Source organism: Caballeronia sp. INML1, assembly GCF_023631085.1.
GTDB classification, from domain to species: domain Bacteria; phylum Pseudomonadota; class Gammaproteobacteria; order Burkholderiales; family Burkholderiaceae; genus Caballeronia; species Caballeronia turbans.
Map to the genome: position 1 here is coordinate 23,165 of NZ_JALQDT010000041.1, position 24,166 is coordinate 47,330.

26 protein-coding genes are annotated in these 24,166 nt (G+C 64.0%); 10 read left to right on the forward strand and 16 right to left on the reverse strand.

The features are described 5' to 3' along the window. Nucleotides 1-62 precede the first annotated feature (62 nt). Nucleotides 63-1,163 carry an NAD(P)/FAD-dependent oxidoreductase gene (locus NCR38_RS12695; RefSeq protein ID WP_250477181.1) on the reverse strand — a complete coding sequence of 367 codons (1,101 nt, stop codon included), beginning with the start codon at nucleotides 1,161-1,163 and terminating at the stop codon, nucleotides 63-65. Nucleotides 1,164-1,349: 186 nt separating this feature from the next. Continuing rightward, nucleotides 1,350-2,327, reverse strand: a complete 978-nt coding sequence (locus NCR38_RS12700; RefSeq protein WP_061120304.1) for an AAA family ATPase — start codon at nucleotides 2,325-2,327, stop codon at nucleotides 1,350-1,352. A 336-nt stretch (nucleotides 2,328-2,663) separates the two neighbouring features. Between NCR38_RS12700 and NCR38_RS12705 the strand changes: the two genes are divergently transcribed. Both NCR38_RS12705 and NCR38_RS12710 read left to right on the forward strand, forming a co-directional pair. After that, nucleotides 2,664-3,185, forward strand: coding sequence for a hypothetical protein (locus NCR38_RS12705; RefSeq protein ID WP_061120303.1), 522 nt, complete (start codon nucleotides 2,664-2,666; stop codon nucleotides 3,183-3,185). A gap of 52 nt (nucleotides 3,186-3,237) precedes the next feature. Next, complete coding sequence (locus NCR38_RS12710; protein ID WP_061120302.1) at nucleotides 3,238-4,044, forward strand: endonuclease/exonuclease/phosphatase family protein; 807 nt, start codon at nucleotides 3,238-3,240, stop codon at nucleotides 4,042-4,044. 5 nt (nucleotides 4,045-4,049) lie between these two features. Here NCR38_RS12710 and NCR38_RS12715 read toward each other — a convergent pair whose 3' ends face one another. Beyond that, on the reverse strand, nucleotides 4,050-4,451 hold the full coding sequence (locus NCR38_RS12715; RefSeq protein ID WP_061120301.1) for a response regulator: 402 nt from the start codon (nucleotides 4,449-4,451) through the stop codon (nucleotides 4,050-4,052). A 182-nt stretch (nucleotides 4,452-4,633) separates the two neighbouring features. Between NCR38_RS12715 and NCR38_RS12720 the strand changes: the two genes are divergently transcribed. Further along, complete coding sequence (locus NCR38_RS12720; RefSeq protein ID WP_061120330.1) at nucleotides 4,634-5,230, forward strand: alpha-ketoglutarate-dependent dioxygenase AlkB; 597 nt, start codon at nucleotides 4,634-4,636, stop codon at nucleotides 5,228-5,230. Between the two features lie 6 nt (nucleotides 5,231-5,236). Here the strand turns inward: NCR38_RS12720 and NCR38_RS12725 are convergent, their stop codons facing one another. Next, a complete protein-coding gene (locus tag NCR38_RS12725) occupies nucleotides 5,237-5,635 on the reverse strand; it encodes a RidA family protein (RefSeq protein ID WP_061120300.1) in 399 nt (132 codons plus the stop codon). A 118-nt stretch (nucleotides 5,636-5,753) separates the two neighbouring features. Here NCR38_RS12725 and NCR38_RS12730 point away from each other — a divergent pair, with 118 nt between their 5' ends. Then, nucleotides 5,754-6,248 carry an MgtC/SapB family protein gene (locus NCR38_RS12730; protein ID WP_061120299.1) on the forward strand — a complete coding sequence of 165 codons (495 nt, stop codon included), beginning with the start codon at nucleotides 5,754-5,756 and terminating at the stop codon, nucleotides 6,246-6,248. Here NCR38_RS12730 and NCR38_RS12735 read toward each other — a convergent pair. From NCR38_RS12735 to arsC, 3 genes are all read right to left on the reverse strand, one after another. Continuing rightward, nucleotides 6,245-7,426 carry a GGDEF domain-containing protein gene (locus tag NCR38_RS12735; RefSeq protein ID WP_250477182.1) on the reverse strand — a complete coding sequence of 394 codons (1,182 nt, stop codon included), beginning with the start codon at nucleotides 7,424-7,426 and terminating at the stop codon, nucleotides 6,245-6,247. The two genes, NCR38_RS12730 and NCR38_RS12735, sit on opposite strands and share 4 nt — an antisense overlap. A 226-nt stretch (nucleotides 7,427-7,652) precedes the next feature. Then, a complete protein-coding gene (locus NCR38_RS12740; protein ID WP_061120329.1) occupies nucleotides 7,653-7,934 on the reverse strand; it encodes a hypothetical protein in 282 nt (93 codons plus the stop codon). 125 nt (nucleotides 7,935-8,059) lie between these two features. Next, entirely contained in the window at nucleotides 8,060-8,482 is a 423-nt protein-coding gene (gene arsC / locus NCR38_RS12745; protein WP_061120297.1) for an arsenate reductase (glutaredoxin), read from the reverse strand. A gap of 465 nt (nucleotides 8,483-8,947) precedes the next feature. Between arsC and NCR38_RS12750 the strand changes: the two genes are divergently transcribed. The 3 genes from NCR38_RS12750 to NCR38_RS12760 all read left to right on the forward strand — a co-directional run bounded on the left by NCR38_RS12750 (nucleotide 8,948) and on the right by NCR38_RS12760 (nucleotide 10,442). Beyond that, nucleotides 8,948-9,250, forward strand: a complete 303-nt coding sequence (locus NCR38_RS12750; protein WP_143756388.1) for a hypothetical protein — start codon at nucleotides 8,948-8,950, stop codon at nucleotides 9,248-9,250. Between the two features lie 104 nt (nucleotides 9,251-9,354). Then, the gene (locus NCR38_RS12755) at nucleotides 9,355-9,621 is read left to right on the forward strand and encodes a cupin domain-containing protein (protein ID WP_061120295.1); all 267 of its coding nucleotides are present in this window, start codon (nucleotides 9,355-9,357) and stop codon (nucleotides 9,619-9,621) included. Between the two features lie 2 nt (nucleotides 9,622-9,623). Continuing rightward, complete coding sequence (locus NCR38_RS12760; protein ID WP_250477183.1) at nucleotides 9,624-10,442, forward strand: DUF72 domain-containing protein; 819 nt, start codon at nucleotides 9,624-9,626, stop codon at nucleotides 10,440-10,442. Nucleotides 10,443-10,449: 7 nt separating this feature from the next. Here NCR38_RS12760 and gudD read toward each other — a convergent pair whose 3' ends face one another. The 4 genes from gudD to garL all read right to left on the reverse strand — a co-directional run bounded on the left by gudD (nucleotide 10,450) and on the right by garL (nucleotide 15,540). Then, nucleotides 10,450-11,790, reverse strand: coding sequence for a glucarate dehydratase (gudD, locus tag NCR38_RS12765; protein ID WP_250477184.1), 1,341 nt, complete (start codon nucleotides 11,788-11,790; stop codon nucleotides 10,450-10,452). Between the two features lie 30 nt (nucleotides 11,791-11,820). Then, nucleotides 11,821-13,068 carry an MFS transporter gene (locus tag NCR38_RS12770; protein ID WP_250477208.1) on the reverse strand — a complete coding sequence of 416 codons (1,248 nt, stop codon included), beginning with the start codon at nucleotides 13,066-13,068 and terminating at the stop codon, nucleotides 11,821-11,823. A gap of 733 nt (nucleotides 13,069-13,801) precedes the next feature. Beyond that, a complete protein-coding gene (locus NCR38_RS12775; RefSeq protein WP_409241429.1) occupies nucleotides 13,802-14,710 on the reverse strand; it encodes a 2-hydroxy-3-oxopropionate reductase in 909 nt (302 codons plus the stop codon). 44 nt (nucleotides 14,711-14,754) lie between these two features. Next, a complete protein-coding gene (garL, locus tag NCR38_RS12780; RefSeq protein WP_250477185.1) occupies nucleotides 14,755-15,540 on the reverse strand; it encodes a 2-dehydro-3-deoxyglucarate aldolase in 786 nt (261 codons plus the stop codon). A gap of 378 nt (nucleotides 15,541-15,918) precedes the next feature. Between garL and NCR38_RS12785 the strand changes: the two genes are divergently transcribed. Continuing rightward, nucleotides 15,919-16,617, forward strand: coding sequence for a FadR/GntR family transcriptional regulator (locus NCR38_RS12785; RefSeq protein WP_061120288.1), 699 nt, complete (start codon nucleotides 15,919-15,921; stop codon nucleotides 16,615-16,617). A 536-nt stretch (nucleotides 16,618-17,153) separates the two neighbouring features. On the opposite strand, the gene glmS is transcribed toward NCR38_RS12785, so the two are convergent. The 5 genes from glmS to NCR38_RS12810 form a co-directional block, all read right to left on the reverse strand. Then, a complete protein-coding gene (gene glmS, locus NCR38_RS12790) occupies nucleotides 17,154-18,971 on the reverse strand; it encodes a glutamine--fructose-6-phosphate transaminase (isomerizing) (protein ID WP_061120287.1) in 1,818 nt (605 codons plus the stop codon). An 80-nt stretch (nucleotides 18,972-19,051) separates the two neighbouring features. Continuing rightward, the gene (gene glmU, locus NCR38_RS12795; RefSeq protein ID WP_061120286.1) at nucleotides 19,052-20,413 is read right to left on the reverse strand and encodes a bifunctional UDP-N-acetylglucosamine diphosphorylase/glucosamine-1-phosphate N-acetyltransferase GlmU; all 1,362 of its coding nucleotides are present in this window, start codon (nucleotides 20,411-20,413) and stop codon (nucleotides 19,052-19,054) included. A 98-nt stretch (nucleotides 20,414-20,511) separates the two neighbouring features. Beyond that, a complete protein-coding gene (gene ttcA, locus NCR38_RS12800; RefSeq protein WP_250477186.1) occupies nucleotides 20,512-21,471 on the reverse strand; it encodes a tRNA 2-thiocytidine(32) synthetase TtcA in 960 nt (319 codons plus the stop codon). Next, nucleotides 21,468-21,869, reverse strand: a complete 402-nt coding sequence (locus NCR38_RS12805; protein WP_061120284.1) for a dihydroneopterin aldolase — start codon at nucleotides 21,867-21,869, stop codon at nucleotides 21,468-21,470. The genes ttcA and NCR38_RS12805 overlap by 4 nt, the downstream gene beginning before the upstream one ends. 28 nt (nucleotides 21,870-21,897) lie before the next feature. Further along, on the reverse strand, nucleotides 21,898-22,740 hold the full coding sequence (locus NCR38_RS12810; RefSeq protein ID WP_061120283.1) for an SDR family oxidoreductase: 843 nt from the start codon (nucleotides 22,738-22,740) through the stop codon (nucleotides 21,898-21,900). A 13-nt stretch (nucleotides 22,741-22,753) separates the two neighbouring features. Here NCR38_RS12810 and NCR38_RS12815 point away from each other — a divergent pair, with 13 nt between their 5' ends. Continuing rightward, complete coding sequence (locus NCR38_RS12815; RefSeq protein ID WP_250477187.1) at nucleotides 22,754-23,959, forward strand: class I SAM-dependent methyltransferase; 1,206 nt, start codon at nucleotides 22,754-22,756, stop codon at nucleotides 23,957-23,959. Nucleotides 23,960-23,969: 10 nt separating this feature from the next. Beyond that, nucleotides 23,970-24,164 carry a DUF2905 domain-containing protein gene (locus tag NCR38_RS12820; RefSeq protein WP_061120281.1) on the forward strand — a complete coding sequence of 65 codons (195 nt, stop codon included), beginning with the start codon at nucleotides 23,970-23,972 and terminating at the stop codon, nucleotides 24,162-24,164. Nucleotides 24,165-24,166: the final 2 nt, after the last annotated feature.

Here is a 24,166-nt window from a genome sequence, read left to right on the forward strand (position 1 = left end):
TGGAAGCGAGTCGACGACGCCAAATGTTAGAGATAAGGGACGGCGGAAAGTCGCATGTCGCTCTAGCGCGCCATATCCGCCACGCGCTCGGCGATCGCAAGCGAGGCCGTCAATCCCGGCGATTCGATGCCGAACAGGTTCACGAGTCCCGGCACGCCGTGCGCCGACTTGCCCTGAATCACGAAATCCGCCGCGGCCTGACCCGGGCCGGACAGTTTCGGCCGGATGCCCGCGTAGGCGGGCTGCAAGGCGTCGTCGGGCAAACCCGGCCAGTACGCGCGAATCGCGGCGTAGAAGGAATCGGCGCGGCGCGGATCGACATCATAGTTGAGCGCCTGCACCCACTCGACGTCCGGGCCGAACTTTGCCTGCCCGCCGAGATCGATCGTCAGATGCACGCCCAGCCCCGCTTCGTTGGGCATCGGATAGATCAGCCGCGCGAACGGCGCGCGTCCGCTCACGCTGAAGTAATTGCCCTTGGCGAAGTAGAGCGGCGGCACGTGCCGGTCGTCGAGGCCGCGAATGCTCTGCGCGATCGCGTTCGCATGCAGTCCCGCGCTGTTGATCAGATACGACGCCCGGAACCGCGCAGGCGACTCGCCGCCCGTCTGGACGATGAAACAGCCCTCGCGTGCATCGATGGAAGCGACCGGCGTATGAAACACGATGTTCGCGCCGTGGTTCTCCGCCTGCCCCTGCAGCGCGAGCATGTACTGATGACTGTCGACGATACCCGTCAGCGGCGACCACACCGCCTCGACGCATTGCAGTTGCGGCTCCATCTCCGCCGCCTGCGCGCCGCTGATGCGCTCGAGTCCCTTGACGCGGTTCTCGATGCCCTTCTGCTGCAGCGCCGCCAGTTGCGGCACCTGATTGCGCGCGGTGGCGACGAGCAGCTTGCCGCATTGCCGATGCGGCACGCCATGCGCACGGCAGAACTCGTAGAGCATGTCGCGCCCGCGCACGCACAGCTCGGCCTTCAGCGACCCGCGCGGATAGTAGATGCCGGCGTGAATCACCTCGCTGTTGCGCGAACTCGTGCCGATGCCGATGCCCTCGCCCGATTCCAGCACGATGACCTCGCGTCCGCGCATCGCCAGGGCGCGAGCGATCGCGAGTCCGACGACGCCCGCTCCGATTACCACGCATTCGATCCGATCCATGTCTTCTTTCCGCCGCAGATTTATCCCAACTATTTTACGTTCGGGACTATTGCGCGATACACAACAAACGCACATGGACTGCATCGTTTTCCGGTGCAATTCAGAAAAAGGCAAGAATCTGGCCGCCAAATGTCAAAAATGACAGGTTTTGGCGGCCTTTTTGGCAATTCCATAAATGAAGGCCTTTCAGAAACCGATCGCTTTCTTGCGCGAATTGCGGTCGAGCTGGATGTCACGCGCCTCGACGTGATGCCTTTGATCGATGCGCGCGTTGCCGAACGCGTTGAGCATCGCGCGCCGCATGCCGCGCGGCGACGCCTGCGTGAGCGCTTCGAGCGGCGCGTCGCCGAGCGTTTCCGGGAAGCGCGCGCCCCACGCGTGGGCATTGCGGATTTCGGCGTAAATCGACTGCGCGATGCGTCGCGCGCCGTCGCGATCCGGCGGCGCAATCTCGTAGACGTTCATGCGGTTCAAAAGCGGCTCGGGAATCGAGCGCGCGTCGTTGGCCGTGGCGATCCACACGACATTGCCCGCGTTGATCGGCACTTCCGCGAATTCGTCGATGAACGTCTGCGCCGTGTCGTGCTCGAGCAGCGCGTAGAGCGAGCCGAGCGGATCGTATTGCGCGTCGCCGGTGGCCTTGTCGATTTCATCGACGGTGATCACGGGGTTCGCGTAGCTGCCGTTGACGAGCGCGTCGAAAACCTTGCCGGGCTTCGCGTTGCGCCACTGCGACGACGCGCCCGACAGAATCCAGCCCGCCGTGAGCGAGCTCATCGCCACGTAATGAGAGGACGTGCCGAGCAGCCGCGCGAGTTGCTTCGCGAAATGCGTCTTGCCGATGCCCGGCTCGCCGAGCAGCAGCATGGGCATGAGTTCGAGGCGATCGTCGGTTTCGAGGCACAGCGCGATCTGCTTGCGGATATCGGCGAGCGGCTCCTCGAAGTTCGGCAGATCGGCGGCGAGATCGTCGACCGACGGCATGCGGTTCGGCTTCACGCAGAAGCGCAGATTGCCCACCTTCAGCATTTTTTCGTAGATGGCGCGCAACGCGTCGCTCGCGCCTTCGGACAGGTCGTTGAGCGCGGATTCCACGTCGTCGAGACTGTAGACCTTGCTGAACGATGCCACTGCCAGTTCCTGTTTGACCACGGCCGTCGTCATGTCACACCCCGTCATTTTTTATGGTCGACGAGTCCAGTGTATCGGCGCCAAAACCCCGCGCAAGCGAGCAGTCGCACACGTGTGCTGCTAATCAGGACGCCCGTTTTGCTCGATAAAGCCGCGATCGGCGCGCGCTAGTATCATCGTCGGGATCGAACTGCCGGGCGGGTTCGAAATCTGCTCTGCCCTCCATCGTGCATTCGTGTATTTCAGCGGGCAGGCTGAACCCGGCCCGCGCCGCCATGTCACAAGGAAGTCGCCGAGGATCGCCGATCCAGCGGCCGCTCGCCAAAGCGCGCCGCCATCCGAACCGTCCACGCGCAGGAGTCGCTTTCAATGCATAAAACGCTACGCACCGCCTTTCTGAAGACCGCGCTCGTGACGGGCGCCTGTCTCGCCGCGCTCGGCGCGCACGCGCAAACCACGGCGACGCAGCCGGTGACGTGGGAATTGCAGGTCGTGCGCGACGGTCAACAGATCGATTCGTTTTCTGGCACGACGAACGTCGGCCAGGCGCGCACGGATACGCATCACAACAAGGTGCGAAACAACGTAGGCTGCGCGGATCAGCCTGCGGGCGATATCGACCTGCAACGCACGATCACCGTCTCACCGACCCATGCGAGCGCCGACGACGTCACGCTCGCTATCGATGCGCAGGAAACCTTGCAGGACGACAGCACGCGCGTGTCGCCGTCCGGCTGCAAGCTGCCGCCGGTGCCGCGCCAGGTGAGCGGGTCGCATCCGGGCCTCGTGCTCAAGCCGGGCGAATGGGGGCAATGGCAGCTCATCGACAGCAACCCGTCGCTCGCTTATCGGGTGCGCGCGAGCCTGGGTTCATCGACGGCGGCGCAATGACAACCTCGGTGACATAGACTCCAGAAAGCCGCCGCTCAAGATCAAAGAACGCATGCGAAACCCAGAACATCTTCCGCCAGGTCCGTCCGCTCATTCGGCCACGCCGGATTTCACGGCGGTGAGCTGGAATCTGCACAAGGGCCGTTCGCCCCTCGGCTTGCGCGCCTGGACAGCGATGCAGCGGTGGGTTCAGACCACCAACGCCGACGTCTATTTTCTCCAGGAAGCGATGGCGCGGCGCATGCCGCAGCCCGTGCTCGCCAGCGGCTTCGGCAATCCGCTCAATGCGCCGCTCGACGATGTCTGGCATTGCCAGGCGACCGAGATCGCGACTGCGCTCGAGTTGCAGATCGCGCTCGGGCCGAACGTGTTCAAGCCATCGTGGCGGCACGGCAACGCGATTCTTTCGCCGCATCCGCTCGATCTCTCCGGGCGCTGGGACATCTCCGCGCATCGTTTCGAAAAGCGTGGGCTACTGGTCGCGCGCGCGACGTTCGCCGGTCAGGCGATCACGCTGCTGTGCGCGCATCTCGCGCTGACGCGTCAGGCGCGGCTGCGTCAGATGAACTGGATCGCCCACTGGATCGCGAAGGAAGCGCCCGAAGGTCCGCTCATGCTCGCGGGCGATTTCAACGACTGGCGCAACGACTCCGTGCCGCTTTTCGGTGAACTCGGCATGCACGAAGTGGCGACGATGCTCGGCGAATCCGGCCGCACGTTCCCGGCGTTTTCGCCTGCGCTCGCGCTCGACAAAATGTTCGTGCGCGGACTGAAACCGGTCGAATGGCTTGTGCCGACGCAGGACACGGCGTGGCTCTCGGATCACCTGCCGTACATGGCGCGGCTGCGCGTGGAATAAGGGACTTACGCTCGCGGTCCGGCGAGCAGCGCTTCCAGCGCGTCGATGGCGACGGGCTTCGTCAGATGATGATCGAAGCCCGCGTCGAGCGCGCTCTGACGGTCGGCCTCGCTGCCCCAGCCCGTCAGCGCGAGCAGCAACACACTTTTGGTCGCGTCGCGCTTTCTCATTTCGCGCGCGACGTCGAATCCGCTCATGCCCGGCAAGCCGATATCGAGCACGACCACATCGGGTTTGAAATCATCGATCGATGCGAGCGCGCGCGGGCCGTCATGCTCCGTACGCACTTCGTGGCCGAGCGCTTCGAGCAGCATCGACATGGCAAGCGCCGCATCGTCGCTGTCGTCGACGAGCAGAACGCGGCGGCCTTGCGCCGCGCCGCCGCTTGCTTCGGCGGTGGTGTTCATGCATTTCCCCGTGAGTCGTCGCCGCGCGAAACCGGTATTTCCGACCCGCGCCCGACTTTATTGAGATGATTCGGGAAATGTAGCACAGCGTGTCCGCGTTCAAGATAATGAACCCGCAATACGGCGCGCGAAGGCTCTGCTATCGTGAATACTTCATCCGCCGCCGTTCCCGCACCGCCGCCATGTTCGATCTTTTCGACGACATTCCCAAGCCCGACATCGTGTGGCATCCGGATTGGATCGACGCCGACGAAGCCTCCGATCTGATGGGCGCGCTCATCGCGGAAGTCGGCTGGCAGCAGGACACGATGACGACGCCCGGCGGCCGAGTGCCGCTGCCGCGTCTGACCGCGTGGCAAGGCGAGCCGGACGCGGTGTATGTCTATTCGGGCATCCGCAACCTGCCGCAGCCGTGGACGCCCGCGGTCGCGAACCTGCGCGAGCGCGCCGAAACCGCGTGCGGTGCGCGCTTCAACAGCGTGCTGCTGAATCGCTATCGCGGCGGGCTCGACAGCATGGGCTGGCATGCCGACAAGGAACGCGAACTCGGCCCCGAGCCGGTGATCGCATCGGTGAGTCTGGGCGCGACGCGCACGTTCGAGTTCCGTCACGCGCGCACGCACACCACGCACACGCTCGCGCTCACGCACGGCAGCCTGCTCGTGATGCGCGGACGCACGCAGCAGGAATGGGTGCATCGCGTGCCGAAGGAGCCGGGCGCGCGCGGCGAGCGCATCAATCTCACCTTCCGCTGGGTCGATGCGTCGAAGCGCAAATGAAATCGCCTACGGACGTTTGGCGACGAAATCGATCTCGACGAGCGCATCGCGCGCAAGGCCCGTCACGCCGATGCACGTGCGCGCCGGCAGCGGCTTCGGCAGGAAGTACGACCGATACACGGCGTTCATCGCGTCGTAGTCGCGCTTGAACTCGGTCAGGAAGATCCGCACGCTGACCACGTTGTCGAGCGTCAGCCCCACGCCGTTCAGCACGAGAATCAGGTTATCCATCACGCGGCGCGTCTGCGCGGCGACGCCTTCGGGCAGCGGCGCGCCGTCGTCGCTCGGATCGGTCGGCATCTGACCGGTGAGGAACACCCAGCCGTCAGCTTCCGCCGCGTGCGAGAAAGGGCCGACGGGCGTCGGCGCGGCATCGACCATCGTGAATTTGGGCAACTGGCTCACATCCTCTCCTCGTTTTGATTTCGTATCGTCCGAAACCGGCACGTTAGCGCGCCAAAATTGCGCGCGTGTTTCGGCCCGTGCGAAGATGATGCGGCTTACGGTTACCTTCTCACACCCGATGCTTCCCTACCCCGTTCTCGCCGACGCTGTCTTGCGCATGCTGGCCGCGATGCTGATCGGCTGCATCATCGGCATCGACCGCGATCTGCACGGCAAACCGACCGGCATGAAGACGCTCGGGCTCGTGTCGCTCGGCGCGTGCATCGCGACAATGTGCGCGCAAGGTTTCTCGATGACGCCCTCCGACGATGCCGGCGTCTCCCGCGCCGTGCAGGGCATCGTGACCGGCGTCGGCTTTCTCGGCGCGGGCGTGATCCTGCAGAATCCGCGCGAGAACCGCGTGCGCGGGCTGACCACGGCGGCGTCGATCTGGGTGACGGCGGCCGTCGGCATCGTCTGCGGGCTGGGCGTGTGGAGCGTCGCGTTCATCGCGATGATTCTGATGATCGCGCTCATGACGATCGGGCGCGTCGTCGAGAAGCGGCTTCTGCGGCGCTGGATGAACAAGCCGGAAGACGAGCGCGAAAAGTACGGCGAAGTCGAAGAAATTTAAACGAGCGCCCCGGCGACGGGCGCCTTCACGCGATTGCGGCCCGCCATCTTCGCGGCATAGAGCAGGCCGTCGGCGCGCGCCATCATCGACGCGAGCGGCTCGCGGCCGTCCCACATCGCGATGCCCGCGCTGAAGGTGTAATGCAGCACGCCGCCTGGCACCTCGCACGGCGTCGCTTCGACCGTTCTGCGCAGACGCTCGACGAGCGCGGTGACATCCTCGATATGCTCGGCCGTGCAAAAAAGACAAAACTCCTCGCCGCCGATGCGCCCGAATGAATCGCCATTGCGCATGCGCGCCCGCACGATCGACGAAAAATGACGCAGCACTTCGTCACCCGCCGCGTGACCGTAGCGGTCGTTGACGCTCTTGAAGTGATCGATGTCGACGACCGCGACGTACTCGCAACAGCCGTCATGTCCGCCCTGCCCGGCACGCGCGAGACTCTCTGCCGCCGAGGCCAGGAAGGCTTTTCTCGACAGCGCGCCGGTGAGGTCGTCGATGCGCGCGAGGCGTTCGAGCCGTTGCGCGAGCCGGTCGTGCGCCATCATCACGAGGCCGATGCACAGCGACGGCAGCACGAGAATGCCGAGCGCGAGGAACGTGATCTGCATCGGCCCGGGCTGCAGCAGCGCGGTCTGCGCGGGCGGCTTCACGGCGTAGATCGCGCCGCGCACCGTATGGCCGAGCGCGCCGAGCGCGGCGGCGCCCGCGACGAACAGATAGTTGTAGCGCGGCCGCTCTTTCGGACGCTCCAGCAGCACGCGGCCGGCAATCGCGAGATCGCAGGCGGCATGAAACGCCGACACGATCACCACGCGCACGTGCACATCGGGCACGACATAGGTGAAGTACGCGATGCCCGCCATCACGCCGAGCCACATGATCCAGCCCGTCCAGCGCTGCGCGGGACGCATGCGCACATCGAAGAAATCGTTGCAGCCTTCGTAGATGAGCAGGATCGTCGCGGCGAGCAACTGGTTCGCCGCGACGATGCCGAGCCACGCAGGCGCGACGTTCTGCATGGCGAAGAGCACGAGCGAGACGATTGCGATGACGTTCGCCAGAAGCCAGCGCCGCACGCCCGCGATCGCATGCGAGAGCAGCGAAATCAGCACCAGTATCGAGAGAATGCTCGATAGCGCGGTGACGACGAGAATGCTGACGGGACTGAACATCGCTGAAAAAGTGGGCGGGGATATCGCTCGTGCTGAAGGAAGGCGGTGTTTTCGGTGAGAGGATGCGCGGCGAAAAGAAGCACGAGTATCCGACATTGCCCACGCGTTTACGGCACGAACGGGCGCACCTTGAAGGCCGGACGTGCGGCGCGCCGTCGCACCTAGAAAGCAAAAACGCGGCGCAGCCTTGCGGCCCGCCGCGTTCGATCACGCGATTCCCCGCGCCTTACCAACCATGACGCTCGCGCCAGCGCTCCTCGCGACGCATCTCGTGATGCCAGCGGCGCTCGCGCCATTCGTGACGGCGCCATTCGCGCTCGCGCCAGTCATCGCGACGGTAGCCGTCTCCATAGCCGTATCCGTAGTAGCCGACCGGCACCGCGGGCTGCGCGTACACCGGCACGCCCACGCCCACCGCCACATCGACGTGCGCATTCGCCGATGCCGACATTGCAAGGGCCACGATCCCCGCCAGCCCGATAGCCGTTCCGAGAAGTTTCTTCTTCATGTCGCTTTCTCCTTGCACCGAGTGCTCTGTGAGTGAGTGCAGTCTAGGAAGCGATGCCGGATACAGGTGCAACGGGTTTGCCAGAAAGGTAACGTCAGGTAACGGTCAGCAATTGCGAATGTGGTCTAGCGCACGCGCTTGCCGGAAGCGTCGATGACGACTTCGCCGTCCTCCTTCGTGAACGGCCCCTTCTGCGCCTCGGGCAGGATGTCGAGCACCAGTTCCGACGGACGGCACAAGCGCGCACCCTTCGGCGTTTCGACGAATGGCCGGTTGATGAGGATCGGATGCGCGAGCATCGCGTCGAGGAGTTGATCGTCGGTGAGGCTAGGATCGTCGAGGCCGAGCTCGGCATACGGCGTGCCTTTTTCGCGCAGGGCGTCGCGCACCGAAAGACCCGCGCGCGCGATCAGCGCGACGAGCGCGTCGCGGCTCGGCGGATGCGTCAGGTACTCGATCACAGTCGGCTCGATGCCCGCGTTGCGGATCAGTGCAAGCGTGTTGCGGGAGGTTCCGCACTTCGGGTTGTGATAGATGGTGACGGTCATTGTCGCGATGTCCCTGCGTTCGTGAGTGAGCGTGATGGCACGCCTCGCATTCTAAAACCGAAGCCGCGATGACGCGACGGACAGCCTCGCGTCACGCGTGCGCCTGTATCCGGGATGCACACTCGATTGTGCTGTTCATTCAGACATCTGCGGCCTATAACGAAAGGTGCAGCGCGGCATGCGTCTTCTGCGGACCCGCGGGTCCCATTCGCCGGCAAGCGCACCGGCGCTCCGTCTGCATCGCATCGGCGAGATGCCATGCGTGGATCGCACACCAACAAGTTCGGGAAACCGGCCACGGCACAACGCAGCCACGCCGGGAACCGGCGCCGATGTCCGTCTGGCCGGCGCGCCACGCTTTGCACCAGCAGCTCACGTGGCACGCTCCGTGCGGGGCAACGATCCCAATCAGCGAACAGCGTTGCGCGGCTTGCCGCGAGCGCGCCTTCCGATCAAGGAGTCAACATGAAATCACGTGTCGCCATGGCGGTGCTCGCCGCCTCGTTACTCGCCACTGCGGGCCTCGCCTCGGCCCAGCAGACCTACTATCGCACCGCGCAAGTGCCTGGACAGGCCACCGCCGATACCTGGACCGATCCGGGCGCGCCTCAGCAAAGCGCGATGCAGGATCAGCCGGCCGACACGTCCTACGGCGGCTCGCCGATGACGCGCGGCGCGGCGGGCGCCACCACGATGGGCACGATGGACAGCGCCGCATCGAAGCCCTGCACGCGCGGGCCGCAATGCAACATCTTCTTCGGCAACTGAGCGGGCAACGAAGCCGTTTCAACTGCGTTAGCATCCGTGCATGACCCACGCGCGTCCGTTCGAAACGAGCGGGCGCGCCATCCCTTTTTTCACGGAACGGCATCATGCACCGCGACGAATTTCTCGCACTTCTTTCCAGCGAAGGTTTCGACGAAGTCGTCACGGTGACGCGCGAGCCGAACGGCTCACTCGATGTCCACGCACATCCGTTCGAAGCCAAGGCGCTGATTCTCGAAGGCGACGTCACGATCCGCACCGGCGACGTCGCGAACACCTATCGCCCGGGCGATATCTTCCATCTCGCGACGAACATCGAGCACGCGGAGCAGTACGGGCCCGAGGGCGTAACGTATCTCGTCGGGCGCAAGTAACGATGGCCGTCTCCAAAGGCAAGAGCGCACGTATCCGCATCGGCGTCGGCGGATGGACATACGAGCCGTGGCGCGGCACGTTTTATCCCGAAGACCTGGCGCAGAAGCGCGAGCTCGAATACGCGAGCCGCGCGCTCACGAGCATCGAAGTGAACGGCACGTTCTACGGTTCGCAGAAGCCCGCGACGTTCATCAAATGGCGCGACGAAACACCCGATGATTTCGTGTTTTCGCTCAAGGCGCCGCGCTACGCGACGAATCGCCGTGTGCTCGCCGAAGCCGGCGACACGATCGAGCGCTTTTTCGGCAGCGGCGTGCTCGAACTGAAGGACAAGCTCGGTCCGATCAACTGGCAATTCGCGCCGACCAAGAAGTTCGACCCCGAGGATTTCGAGCGCTTTCTCGAACTGCTGCCCGCGAAAGTCGAAGGACGCGCGATTCGGCACGCGATTGAAGTCCGTCACGAGAGCTTCTGCGATCCGGCATTCGTCGCGCTCGCGCGCAAGTATCGCGTCGCGGTGGTGATCGCGGGGGACTCGAAGTATCCGCAGATCGCGGATGTGACCGCACCGTTCGTCTATGCGCGCATCATGGGCACGACGGACAAGCAGGCACAGGGCTATGCGAAAGCGGCGCTCGATCAATGGACCGAGCGCGCGAAAACGTGGGCCGCGGGCGGCTCGCCGGACGACTTGCAGACGTTCGGCAAGGCGGCGGCGCCGAAAGCGGCGTCGCGCGACGTGTTTCTCTACGTCATCAGCGGGTTCAAGGAGCGCAATCCCGCCGCGGCGATCGCGCTCATCGACCGTTTGAAGGAATAGAAGCGCCTCAGCGCACGAGGCAAGGCTTCTTGTTGTCGAACTTCCAGTTCGGGATCAGATACTGCATCGCGACGCCGTCATCGCGCGCGCCGAGGCCGTGCTGCTGATACAGCGCGTGCGCCTTCTCCACTTCGTCCATGTCCAGCTCGACGCCGAGGCCCGGCACTTCGGGCACCTTCACCTTGCCGCCGACGATCTGCAGCGGATCGCGCGTGAGACGCTGGCCGTCCTGCCAGATCCAGTGCGTGTCGATGGCCGTGATCTTGCCCGGCGCGGCAGCGGCGACGTGCGTGAACATCGCCAGCGACACGTCGAAGTGATTGTTCGAGTGCGAGCCCCACGTGAGGCCCCAGTCGTTGCACATCTGCGCGACGCGCACCGAGCCCTGCATCGTCCAGAAGTGCGGGTCGGCGAGCGGAATGTCGACGGATTGCAACTGGATCGCGTGACCCATCTGGCGCCAGTCTGTCGCGATCATGTTGGTCGCGGTAGGCAGGCCGGTCGCGCGGCGGAATTCGGCCATCACTTCGCGGCCCGAATAACCGTTCTCCGCGCCGCACGGATCTTCCGCGTAAGCCAGCACGTCGTGCTTGTCGCGGCACAGGCGGATCGCTTCGGCGAGCGACCATGCGCCGTTCGGATCGAGCGTCACGCGCGCTTCGGGGAAACGCTCCGCGAGCGCGGTGGCCGCTTCCATTTCCGCGTCGCCGGCGAGCACGCCGCCTTTCAGCTTGAAGTCGTTGAATCCGTAACGTGCCTTCGCCGCTTCCGCGAGGCGCACGACCGCTTCGGGCGTCAGCGCAACTTCAGTGCGCAGGCGCTCCCAGTCGTCCTTGCCGTCCGCGCCGGATGCGTACGCCAGATCCGTCTTGTTGCGGTCGCCGATGTAGAACAGATAGCCGAGCATTTCGACTTCATCGCGTTGCTGGCCTTCGCCGAGCAGCGCCGCGACGGGCACCCCGAGATGCTGGCCGAGCAAGTCGAGCAGCGCGGCTTCGAGCGCCGTGACGGCGTGGATCGTCGTGCGCAGGTCGAAGGTTTGCAATCCGCGCCCGCCCGCGTCGCGATCGGCGAACGCCGTGCGCACCCGGTTCAGCACGGCCTGCATGTTGCCGATGGATTGCCCGACGACATACGCGCGCGCATCGTCGATCGTCTTGCGGATGGCCTCGCCGCCCGGCACTTCGCCCACGCCCGTGTTACCCGCGCTGTCCTTCAGGATCACGATATTGCGCGTGAAGAACGGGCCGTGCGCGCCGGAGAGATTCATGAGCATGCTGTCGCGGCCGGCAACCGGCACGACGCGCAATTCGGTGACTGTCGGAGTGGAACTGGCTTTCGTGGACATGAGCGTAATCCTGTGAGTTGAGCGAATGGTTCAGTGCGCGCCGCGATGCACCGCGTGCCCGCCCTGCAGGTGATCCGAGCGGCGATTGCGCGTGAGGAAGGCTGCTGCGGCCGCGACCAGCGACGCGACGCCGAGGCCGTACAGGCCGCCCGAGACCGAACCCGTATGTTGTTGAAGATAGCCGAAGGTCGCGGGAGCGAAGAAACCGCCGAGATTGCCGACCGAGTTGATGAGCGCGATCACGCCGGCCGCGACGCGCGCATCGAGGTAGCCCTGCGGAATCGGCCAGAACAGCGATGCCGCTGCCTTGAAGCCGATCGCCGAGAAGCAGATCGCGACGAACGAGAGCACCGCGTTGCCGGTCGTCGATGCGAACAGGCCGCACGCCGCGATCACGAGCGCCACGGCGAGCCACGCCTGCTGGAAGCGCCAGCGCGCGGAGAGCAGCGCGAAGCAGTACATCGCGACCATCGCGATCATCCACGGCACCGCGTTGAACAGGCCCACCTGAAAATCGGTGAGGCCGCCCATCTTGCGGATGATCGTCGGCAGCCAGAAGGTGGCCGCGTAGATCGTGAGCTGGATCGCGAAGTACAGGAAGCAGAACAGCACGATCTGCGGGTCTTTCAGCAGTTTGATCGCGGACACGTGCGCGCTGCCGCTCGCGGCCTCGCGCTCGGCTTGTTCCGTCGTGATCGCCTGTTGCAGCGCGCGTTGTTCGCTGGCGCTCAGCCAGTGCGCATCGCCGATGCGCGATTTCAGCAGCATCCAGCTTGCGCCGCACAGCAGCACGGAGAAGCCGCCTTCGATCAGGAACATCCACTGCCAGCCGTGCAGGCCGAAACCGCGGATCGACAGCAGACTGCCGGTGATCGGACCCGACAGCACCGATGCGAACGCCGAGCCGCCGAGGAAGATCGCGACCGCCTTGCCGCGCTCCTTCTGCGGCAGCCATTGCGTGAAGTAGAAGACGACGCCCGGAAAGAAGCCGGCTTCCGCGATGCCCAGCAGAAAGCGCAGCACGTAGAACGACGTGTCGTTCCAGACGAACGCCATCGCCGCCGCGACGATGCCCCACGTCCCCATGATCCGCGTGAGCCACGCGCGCGCGCCGTACTTCTGCATCAGCACATTCGACGGCACTTCGAAAAGCGCGTAACCGACGAAGAACAAGCCGCTGCCGAGACCGTACGCGGCCGCGCCGATGCCGAGATCGGCCTGCATGTGGGCGTTCACGAACCCGACGTTCACCCGGTCGATGTAGCTCGCGATGAACATGATGAGAAACAAGGGCAGCACGTGGCGCTTGACCTTGGAACTGGCCGATTCGAGCAAGTCGGCGGAGGCTGTGTTCAAGGGTGTCTCCTTTACTGATCGCGTGGTATGTTGTCTGATGACATTGTATGGAGACGGTGGTATCGCGCCAATCTCGTGTTTACCCTTCTCCCGTGTCGCCTTGTCTGACGGGCGTTTGCGCAACGTATCGCTTGCGACCTCCGGTCTGCCCCAGTTCGAGTTAAGAGGTCCGATGACTATTGGCGACGGTCATCGGACCGCCGCGCGCGGCGACACCGGACAAGTCACGGCGAGCTTTGCCGCGCATGAAAAGCGTCGTGCTTAAGGGAGATGGTGTCGTTGCGCTGGCATTGCGCGAGATCGCGCTCGGCGTTATGCGGCGCGGTTTTGTGCATGGCATCGCGGTTCAGCGAATCGCGGAATTGTTCGCGGCGAGCGGCGTGCATTTCATCGACCAGACGCACGCGATCGCCGCGCTCGTGCGCGTGGTATCGGTGGCGATCGGCGTGGGATTTGTGCTTCGAGGGACGTTGTGTTCCGGCCGCTGTGGACGCCGGATGCGCACGCGGACATCGATCTCGCGTGGAGTGAGGAGCAGACGAATCCCGCGGCGGAGAACGTGCGGCGCTTCGCGATCGAGCATTTCGCGCGAATCGAGAAGCGCGCAGAAGAGGCGCTGAAAACATGCTGCCGGCACGCGGCCGGCCGTGTCGGATTACTTCGCTTTCTGACCGATCTCGTGATTGGCCATGATTTCGAGCGCGCGCACCATGCCCGAGTGATCCCACGCCTTGCCGCCGTGCGCGGCGCACGCGTTGAAGAGCTGCATGCACGTCGACGTGTTCGGCAGTGCGACGCCGAGCGCTTGCGCCGTCGCGAGCGCGAGATTCAAATCCTTCTGATGCAGCTCGATGCGAAAGCCCGGATTGAAGGTGCGCTTGGTCATGCGCTCGCCGTGCACTTCGAGAATGCGCGACGACGCGAAGCCGCCCATCAGCGCGGTGCGGACCTTCTCCGCATCGACGCCCGCCTTCGACGCGAGCAGCAATGCCTCGCCGACCGCCTCGATGGTCGCCGCGACGATCACCTGATTCGCGACCTTGCACACTTGCCCCGCGCCGACTTCGCCGATCAGCGAGATGTTCTTGCCCATCATGTCGAAGAGCGGCTTGACCTTGTCGAACGTGGCCTGCGCGCCGCCGACCATGATCGTGAGCGAAGCGGCCTTCGCGCCGACTTCGCCGCCGGACACGGGCGCGTCGAGATAATCGGCGCCCTTCTCGCGCACTTTCGCCGCGAACTCGCGCGTGGCGATCGGCGAAATCGAGCTCATGTCGACGACGACCTGACCGCTCTTCAGCTTGCTGGCGACGCCGTTCTCGCCGAACAGCACGCGTTCGACGTCCGGCGTATCCGGCACCATGATGAAGATCACGTCCGCCTTCTCGGCGACGGCGGCGGGCGAATCGCATGCCGTGGCGCCCGCGCCCGTCAGGTCCGCGGGCACGCCGCTACGCGTGAATGCCCCGAGCTGAACGCCGTTCTTGAGAAGATTGGCCGCCATGGGATTGCCCATGATGCCCAGTCCGATGAAGCCTGCCTTTTGCATGTATCGCTCCTTGATGTCGATTTCGGTGGCTGCCCGGTCGAGGATAGCGCGTGTCGCGCTTACGCCGGGATGAAGTGTGTTTTGACGGCCTGCGCGGCGTTCCTGAGCAGGCCGAGATCCGCGCACACGGCAACGAGCGTGCAGCCCAGCGCGATATAGCGCTCCGCGTCTTCCTGCACGGGCGCGAGAATGCCGCTCGGCTTGCCTGCCGCGTGCGCGCGCTCGAACACATGTGCGATGACCGCCTGCACGTCCGGATGGTTTGCGTTGCCGATGTGACCATACGACGCCGCAAGATCCGACGGGCCGACGAACAGCGCGTCGACGCCTTCCACTGCGATGATTTCGTCGATTGCTTCGACCGCCGCGCGGCTTTCGATCTGCACCGCGACGCTGATGTTGTCGTTCGCCACCTGGAAGTAGTTCGGAACCGTGCCATAGCGATTGCCGCGATGCCCGACCGACACGCCGCGGATGCCCTGAGGAGGATAACGCGTCGCGGCGACGGCACGCTCGGCCTCGGCGGCGTTGTCGACGAACGGGACCAGGAAATTCACGAAGCCCGCATCGAGCAGCTTCTTGATCGCGACGGGATCGTTCGCCTGCGGGCGCACGACGGGCGCGCTCGCGCTGTCTTTCAGCGCCATCAATTGCGGGATGAGCGTGAGCGCGTCATTCGGCGCGTGCTCCGCGTCGAGCAGCATCCAGTCGAAACCGACCACGCCGACGAGCTCCGTGACGACCGGACTGGCAAGCGACATCCAGCAGCCGATCAGCTTCTTGCGTTCACGCAGCGACGTTCGGAATGAATTGGGCAGCGGTTGATACGGTGACGAAGACGGCATGATGCCTCCCTGTGGCGACGGCGATCGGATTGGAAAGCGGCACGTCCGGGAACGCTTAGTCATCGGACGTCTTAACACAGGGTACAATCATTTTACGGTTGAGCGACAGCGGCGTTAACCCTGATCGCCTTGTATTACAGGCTTCGTCTCACGTGTTCGCCTGCGATATCTTATACGATGTCTTATTTCTAGCCGAGTCGATCGTCATCAAGGGCTAAATTGACGAGAGCGCTCGGCGGCGGGAAGATGCGTTGTCGGACATCCACCCGCACGCCCCGCGCGGCGCTTCGTGCACGTCCGCTTCCAAGCGACGCGAAGACGTCCGACAACGAAACACCATCGCCCTTAGAAAATCACAATCAATCAGCAACGAATACCATGGCCAGCCTCACCGAAAAAGTCGTCGCAAGCCTGTTCGAGGATATCGAACGCGGCGTCCTCCGTCCCGGCGACAAAATCCCGACCGAAGTCGCGCTGATGAAACAGCTGTCGGTGAGCCGATCGGTCGTGCGTGAAGCGGTATCGCGCTTGCAGGCGGCGAATGTGGTCGAAACGCGTCATGGCGTAGGCACGTTCATTCGGGCGCCCGAGGAACGCGAAGCGGTTCGTCTGGCCGATGCGGATTTGTCCAGCCTCCTCGACATCATGGCGATCATCGAATTTCGCATCGATCTGGAAGGCGCGGCCGCCGCGCTCGCCGCCGGCCGTCGCACGGAGGCGCATCTCAAGTTGATTGCCGCCGCGCTCAAACGCTTCGAGGAAGAACTGGCGAGCGGAAGTACGGATGTGCTGCAACACGACGTCGAGTTTCATTTGCAGATCGCTCGGGCGAGCGGCAACCGCTATTTCCATGACGTGCTGAGCCAGATGGGACGCGCCGTCAGTCCGCGCACGAGACTCGGCAAAGCGGAGATCGCGGAGCTGGATCAGATCGAGCGTCTGCGCAACGTGCTCAGCGAGCACAAGGCGATCTATCAGGCGATCCTGCGTCAAGATCCCGACGATGCGCGCGCCGCGATGCGCATGCATTTGAGCAATAGCCGGGAGCGGTTGCGACAGGTGCATGGCGCGAGCTGAAGCTTCGTATCGCGTGCCGTGAACGCTCATGTTTTAAGCGATGCATCCTGGCTGCTTAAGTAAACAGAAGAGTTCGTATGTTTACGTGGTAGTAGTTAACAAGCACCGCGCAATTCAGTGGATAACGTCTGGTGTGCGTTGTGCATCAGGCACTTACCGCGTAAACAACTTCGGTATATCGCGTCCGGTTTTCGCTTGAACCTGGAACAACTTTCGGGCCGTTGCGAGACGCGTCGAGTTGTTCAGAAATCGCAACAGTTAACTCGGTCAACTGCCAACAAGGTTGTCCACAGGTGGAGAAGGGCACGCTCGACCGCAGCCGGTCGCTTTTTCGCGAGATTGCAGGACGGTGCGCCTCTTGTGGCCTTCAGAGGCGGCCATTTAGCGATACACACGATCGCCCGTCGCGCGCAAAAAAAAGGGCGCTGGAAAAGATCCAGCGCCCCTTTGACATCGATAGCGCTTGCGCACTCGCAGATGGGTAGGCTCAGCGGCAGACAAGAGCCTTGTAGCCCAAACCGACGACTAAACCCCCATCACTCCACCGTAACAGACTTAGCCAGATTTCTCGGCTTATCGACATCCGTCCCACGCGCACACGCCGTGTGATACGCGAGCAGCTGCAAGGGCACGACGTGCAGAATCGGCGACAGCGCCCCATAGTGCTCCGGCATGCGGATCACATGGATACCGTCCTCGCTGACGATGCGCGTATCCGCATCCGCGAACACATAGAGCTCACCGCCACGCGCACGTACTTCCTGCATGTTCGACTTCAGCTTTTCGAGCAGCGCGTCGTTCGGTGCGACCGTCACCACCGGCATCGCTTCGGTCACGAGCGCGAGCGGCCCGTGCTTGAGTTCACCCGCCGGATACGCTTCCGCGTGGATGTACGAGATTTCCTTGAGCTTCAACGCGCCTTCGAGCGCGATCGGATAGTGCAGCCCGCGACCGAGGAACAGCGCGTTCTCCTTGCGCGCGAACTCTTCCGACCACGCGATGATCTGCGGTTCCAGCGCGAGCACGCTGTTCAACGCCGCCGGCAAATGCCGCAGTTGCGTGAAATACGCGGCTTCCTGCTTCGCATTCACGTGACCGCGCATCTTCGCGAGCGTCACCGCCAGCACGAACAAGCCGACGAGCTGCGTCGTGAAGGCCTTCGTCGATGCCACGCCGATTTCCGTGCCCGCGTGCGTCAGGAACGCGAACTCGGTCTGGCGCACCATCGCGCTCGTCGCGACGTTGCACACCGCGAGCGTGTGCTTGTGGCCGAGCGCCTGCGCATGCTTGAGCGCGGCGAGCGTATCGGCGGTTTCGCCCGATTGCGAGATCGTGACAACCAGCGCCTTCGGATTCGGCACCGACTCGCGATAGCGATATTCGCTCGCGATCTCGACCTGCGTCGGAATCTTCGCGATCGATTCGAGCCAGTACTTCGCCGTCAGCCCCGAGTAGTAGCTCGTCCCGCACGCGAGAATCAGCAGGCTGTCGACGCCCGCGAACGCGTCGCGCGCGCCTTCGCCGAACAGGCCCGGATCGAACTGATCGGCTTGCGGGATCGTGTCGGTTATCGCGCGCGGCTGCTCGAAGATTTCCTTCTGCATGAAATGGCGATACGGCCCGAGCTCCACCGCGCCGCCGTATGCCGTGACCACACGCACTTCGCGCTCGGCGGGCAGCCCTTCGCGATCGACGATCTTCACGCCGTCGAGGCCGATTTCCACGACATCGCCTTCTTCCAGGAACGCGAAGCGGTCGGTGCTGCCGGCGAGCGCGAGCGCGTCCGACGCGAGGAAGTTCTCGCCCTCGCCCACGCCGACGACGAGCGGCGAACCCTGGCGCGCGCCCACGACCGTATGCGGCTGATTCCTGTGCATCACGGCGATCGCATACGCGCCGTGCAGTTGCTTCACCGCCTCGCGCACGGTCTGGAACAGGTCGCCGCGATACATGCTGTGGATCAGATGCGCGATGACTTCGGTATCGGTCTGCGAGACGAACTCGTAGCCCTTGCCCTTCAGCATCTCGCGCAGCGACTCGTAGTTCTCGATGATGCCGTTGTGCACGAGCGCGACGGTATCGCGCGAGAAGATCGGGTGCGCGTTGTCGGTGACGGGTGCGCCGTGCGTCGCCCAGCGCGTGTGGGCGATGCCGGTCATGCCGCCGAGATTCGAATCGCGCACTTGCGCATCGAGATCGGACACGCGCGCGACGCTGCGCGCGCGGCGCGGCTCGCCGTTGCTCAGAACGGCCACGCCGCACGAGTCGTAGCCGCGATACTCGAGCCGGCGCAGACCTTCGACCAGCACCGAGACAATGTTACGTTGCGCTACCGCGCCGACAATTCCGCACATGGACGTTCATCCTTTGAAACTTGCATTCGAAAGCGCGGTGCACGAAGCGCCGCGCGCGTTGGGCTGAGTCTTCGACAGCCTTACGACTTCTTCTTCACCGGGCGCTTGTAGCCCGTCTTGCTGACCTGCGTCTTCTCGTTGAGCACCAGCTCATCGACGCCGACATCCTTCCACACCGTCGTGCCCGCCGCGATAGTCACGCCGCGGCCCACGCGCACCGGCGCGACGAGTTGCGTATCCGAGCCGACGAACACGTCGTCCTCGATCACCGTGCGATGCTTGTTCGCACCGTCGTAGTTGCACGTGATCGTGCCCGCGCCGATATTCACGCGCGCCCCGATGTCCGAATCGCCGATATAGCTGAGATGGTTCGCCTTCGAGCCGTGGCCGAGCACCGCGTTCTTCACCTCGACGAAGTTGCCGACATGCGCTTCATCGGCGAGCTTCGCGCCCGGACGCAGCCGCGCATACGGCCCGAGCACGACGTTCGCGCCGGTCGTGCCGCCTTCGATATGCGTGTACGCATCGACGCGCGTACCCGCGCCGATCACGGCATCGCGGATCACGCAGTTCGGGCCGATCGTCACGTTGTCGGCGAGCGTCACGCGCCCTTCGAACACGCAATTCACGTCGATCGACACATCCGCGCCGCATTCGAGCGTGCCGCGCACGTCGATGCGCGCCGGGTCCATCAGCGTCACGCCCGCGTCGAGCAGCGCATGCGCCACGTTGCGCTGATGGATGCGCTCCAGTTCCGCGAGCTGAATCTTGCTGTTCACGCCGAGCGTTTCCCATTCGGCGTCCGGCTGCGCGGTGACGACTTCCACGCCCGCGTCGATGGCGCGCTCGACCACGTCCGTCAGATAGAACTCGCCCTGCGCGTTGTTATTTTTCAGCGACGCGAGCCACGTTTCGAGCGTGCGCGTCGGCGTGATCACGATGCCCGTGTTAATTTCCGCGATGCGCCGCTCTTCCTCGCTCGCATCCTTCTGTTCGACGATCTTTTTCACTTTTCCGGCCGCGTCGCGCACGATGCGCCCGTAGCCGGCCGGATCGCTCACACTCACCGTCAGGACGCCGTAGCGCTCGGCGCCCGCCGCATCGATCAGGCGCTTGAGCGTGCTTGCGCGCGTGAGGGGTACGTCGCCGTACAGCACGAGCGTCGGAACCGATGGATCGAGCAGCGGCAGCGCCTGCTGCACCGCGTGTCCCGTGCCGAGTTGCCGGTCCTGCAGCGCAAACTGGACGTCCGGCGCGCCGACGGCTTCGCGAACCTTGTCGGCGCCGTGCCCGACGACGACGACGAGACGTGTCGGCGACAACGTCCGGGCGGTATCGATGACGTGCGCGAGCAAAGGCTTGCCCGCCAATGAATGGAGTACTTTCGGCAGGGCGGAGCGCATGCGCTTGCCCATGCCGGCAGCCAGAATCACGATGTTCATCGCAGGAAGCCTTGCTGGGTATGACGAGCCGCCAATATATCACTCGGCTCTATGGCGCAATGCGGCGAATCCCACGCTGCGCCTTATCGGATAAAGGGTTACAGGTCGTCGAACTGCACAATTGAATCCGTGCCGGACGATCCTGACGGTTCGCTTGCACACGGTTCCTCGTCGAACGCGATATCGCCTTGGGGATCGGCCTCGCCCGTCGCCCGCAGTCCCGCGAACGGAAACAATTTGCTGTCCATCAGATGCGAAGGCACCACGTTCGACAGCGCGTTGAACATATTGTCCACGCGGCCCGGGAAGCGCTTGTCCCATTCGCGCACCAGCGCCTTCATTTCCGCGCGCTTCAGGTTCGGCTGGCTGCCGCACAGGTTGCACGGGATGATCGGGAATTCGCGCAGTTCGGCGTACTTCTCGAGGTCCACTTCCTTCACGTAGGCGAGCGGACGGATCACGACGTTCTTGCCGTCGTCGGATTGCAGCTTGGGCGGCATGCCTTTCAGCTTGCCGCCGTAGAACATGTTGAGCAGCAGCGTCTGCAGGATGTCGTCGCGATGATGACCGAGCGCGATCTTGGTCGCGCCGAGCTCGCCCGCCACGCGATACAGAATGCCGCGACGCAGGCGTGAGCAGAGCGAGCACGTGGTCTTGCCTTCCGGCACGAGACGCTTGACGATGCTGTACGTGTCCTGATTTTCGATGTGAAACGGAATTTCGAGCTTGCTCAGATATTCCGGCAGCACGTGCTCAGGAAAGCCCGGCTGCTTCTGATCGAGATTGACGGCGACGATCTCGAAGTTGATCGGCGCGCGCTCGCGCAGGCGCATCAGGACGTCGAGCATCGCGTAACTGTCCTTGCCTCCGGACAGGCACACCATCACCTTGTCGCCTTCCTCGATCATGTTGAAGTCGCCGATCGCCTCGCCGACCTGACGCGCGATGCGCTTGAACAATTTGTTGTTCTCGTACGCTTCCTTCTGCTGGCGCTTGGTCAGCGCCTCGCGCGTGGGCTTTTGCGCCTCTGCGGCTTCGATCGTGTCACGCGCGTTCATGCTCGTTCCTCTTTGATGCGAAAGACTTCGACGCCCACCGCGTCGCAGTCGGGATAGACGTCGGGCTTTTCCGTCGATACGGCCACTGCGCGCACGTGCGGATGCGCGAGCAAGGCGGCGGCGACGTCGTCGCACAGTGTTTCCTGCAAGTGGATGTGGCCCTGCTTCACGCGCGCGGCGATGGTCGAGCGCATGAAGTCGTAATCGACGACTTCGGACAATTTGTCCGCGACGGGCGTCGACAGCGTAAGCGGCACGTACAGCTCGACGTTGATCACGACACGTTGCTCGCCGCGCTTCTCGAAGTCATGCACACCGATGTTGATGCGCACTTCGTAGTTGCGCAGAAAAAGCCGCCGGCAATCGGTCAGCCGGGGATGCGAAAGTGCGGCAAGCATGTGAGTTCCAATATTCAATAAGCGCGTTTCAAGGCGTGCGCGGGCCGATCATGTACATCACGTCGCGCGGGCTCGGCACGAGATGCTGGCCGCCATCGACGACGAGCGTCGTGCCGGTCACGCCGTGCGCGTTCGCGAGATAGCACGCGGCCTGCGCCACGTCTTCGACCGTCGATGCGCGGTTCAGCGGCGTCACGCGATGCGCCGTCTCGAACGACGCGGGCGTCTGCCCGGTGGAAATGAGCGTCAGGCCCGGCGCGAGGCCGACGACGCGCAGCTTCGGCCCGAGCGCCTGTGCGAGCGCGACGGTGGCGTTTTCGAGCGCCGCCTTCGTCAACGTGTACGACAGGTAATCCGGATTCATGTTGTACAGCTTCTGGTCCAGCACGTTGATGACGACGCCGCGCCTTGCATCGTCATCCGCGGCTTCGGCTGGCGTTGTTTCGTGCAGCATGCGCGCGAGCGTCAGCGGCGCGGCGACATTGATGGCGGTCATCGCGAGCAATTTCGCGTAGCCGAAATCGATGGCCGTATCTTCGTCGAAGCGCGACGCGCAGTTCACGACGCAATTCAGCCCGCCGAACGCCTCGACGCACGCGGGCACGAGTTGCGCGACCTCGGCCTCGACGCCGAGATCCGCCTTCAGCGCGACCGCGCGCCGCCCAAGCGCCTCGATATCCGCTACGGTTTCCCGCGCTTCATGCTCCGAACTGCCGTAATGCACGGCCACATTCCAGCCCTGCCGCGCGAATTCCAGCGCGACACCGCGCCCGATGCGTTTTGCCGCGCCGGTTACGAGCACGACGCGGCAACGTGAAACCGGACCGGAAGACGGTGAGTTAGCGGAAGAAAACGGCGTGGAAGCGCTCATTTACAATACTGGGATGAATCCGAATGCCAGACAAACCGATAGTTTACCTGCTCCGGGCGCCGACGCGCTCGCGCAGTCCGAAGCACTGACAGATCTGCTGCGCGAACGCATCGCCGCGGCGGGCGGCTGGCTGCCTTTCGACCGATACATGGACCTCGCGCTGTACGCGCCCGGTCTCGGCTATTACAGCGGCGGGGCGATGAAATTCGGCCGCCGCGCGGAAGACGGCAGCGATTTCGTCACGGCGCCGGAACTGTCCCCGCTTTTTGCGACGACGCTCGCGCGGCCGGTCGCGCAGGCGTTGCAGCAGACCGGCACGCGGCAATTGATGGAATTCGGCGCGGGCACCGGCAAGCTCGCGGCGGGTTTGCTGAGCGCGCTCGCCGATCTCGACGTGTCGTTCGACAGTTACGCGATCGTCGATCTGTCGGGCGAGTTGCGCGAGCGCCAGCGCGAGACCGTCGAAAAGCAGGCGCCTGCGCTCGCCGCGAAGGTGAAATGGCTCGACGCGCTGCCCGACCGGTTCGAAGGCGTCGTGATCGGCAATGAGGTGCTCGACGCGATGCCGGTGCGCCTCGTGGTGCGCAAGCTCGGTGCGTGGCACGAGCGCGGCGTCGTCGTGCTGAACGATCGCCTGGCCTTCGACGACAGGCCGATCACGCCGGATGCGCAGGTCGAGCTGATCGATGCCGCGATCGACGATGCCAACGACGAGCCTTTCACCGAGTACGTCACCGAAACGCACGAAGCCGCGCTAGCGTTCACGAAGACCGTCTGCACGATGCTCACGCGCGGCGCGGCGTTCTTCATCGACTATGGATTTCCGCGGCGCGAGTTCTACCACGCGCAGCGCGCGACGGGCACGCTGATGTGCCATTACCGGCATCGGGCGCACGCGGACCCGTTTCTGTATCCCGGTTTGCAGGACATCACCGCGCACGTCGAATTTACGGGCATCGCGGAGGCCGGCGTCGAGACGGGCGCCGATCTGCTCGGCTTCACGTCGCAGGCGCGTTTCCTGATGAACGCCGGCATCACCGATGTGCTCGCGGATCTCGATCCCGCCGATGCGAAGCGCTTTCTCCCCGCTGCGAATGCGGTGCAAAAGCTGCTGTCGGAAGCGGAAATGGGCGAGCTTTTCAAGGTGATCGCGTTTTCGCGCGGGATTCCCGGCACGCTCGACGCCTTCGCGACGGGCGATCGTTCTCACACGCTATGAGTGCGCGATCATGATCCGCTGGCTGCTCACGACTTTCATCGCGCTTGCGATTCTCTCGGGCTCGCTGCCGTGGCTGAAGAAGATCGGCATCGGGAGGTTACCGGGAGATTTCACGTTGCGGATTTTCGGACGCGAGTATTCGTTTCCGTTTATGTCGACTTTGTTGTTGTCGATTTTGTTGTCGTTGATTGCGCGGGCGATTTGAGG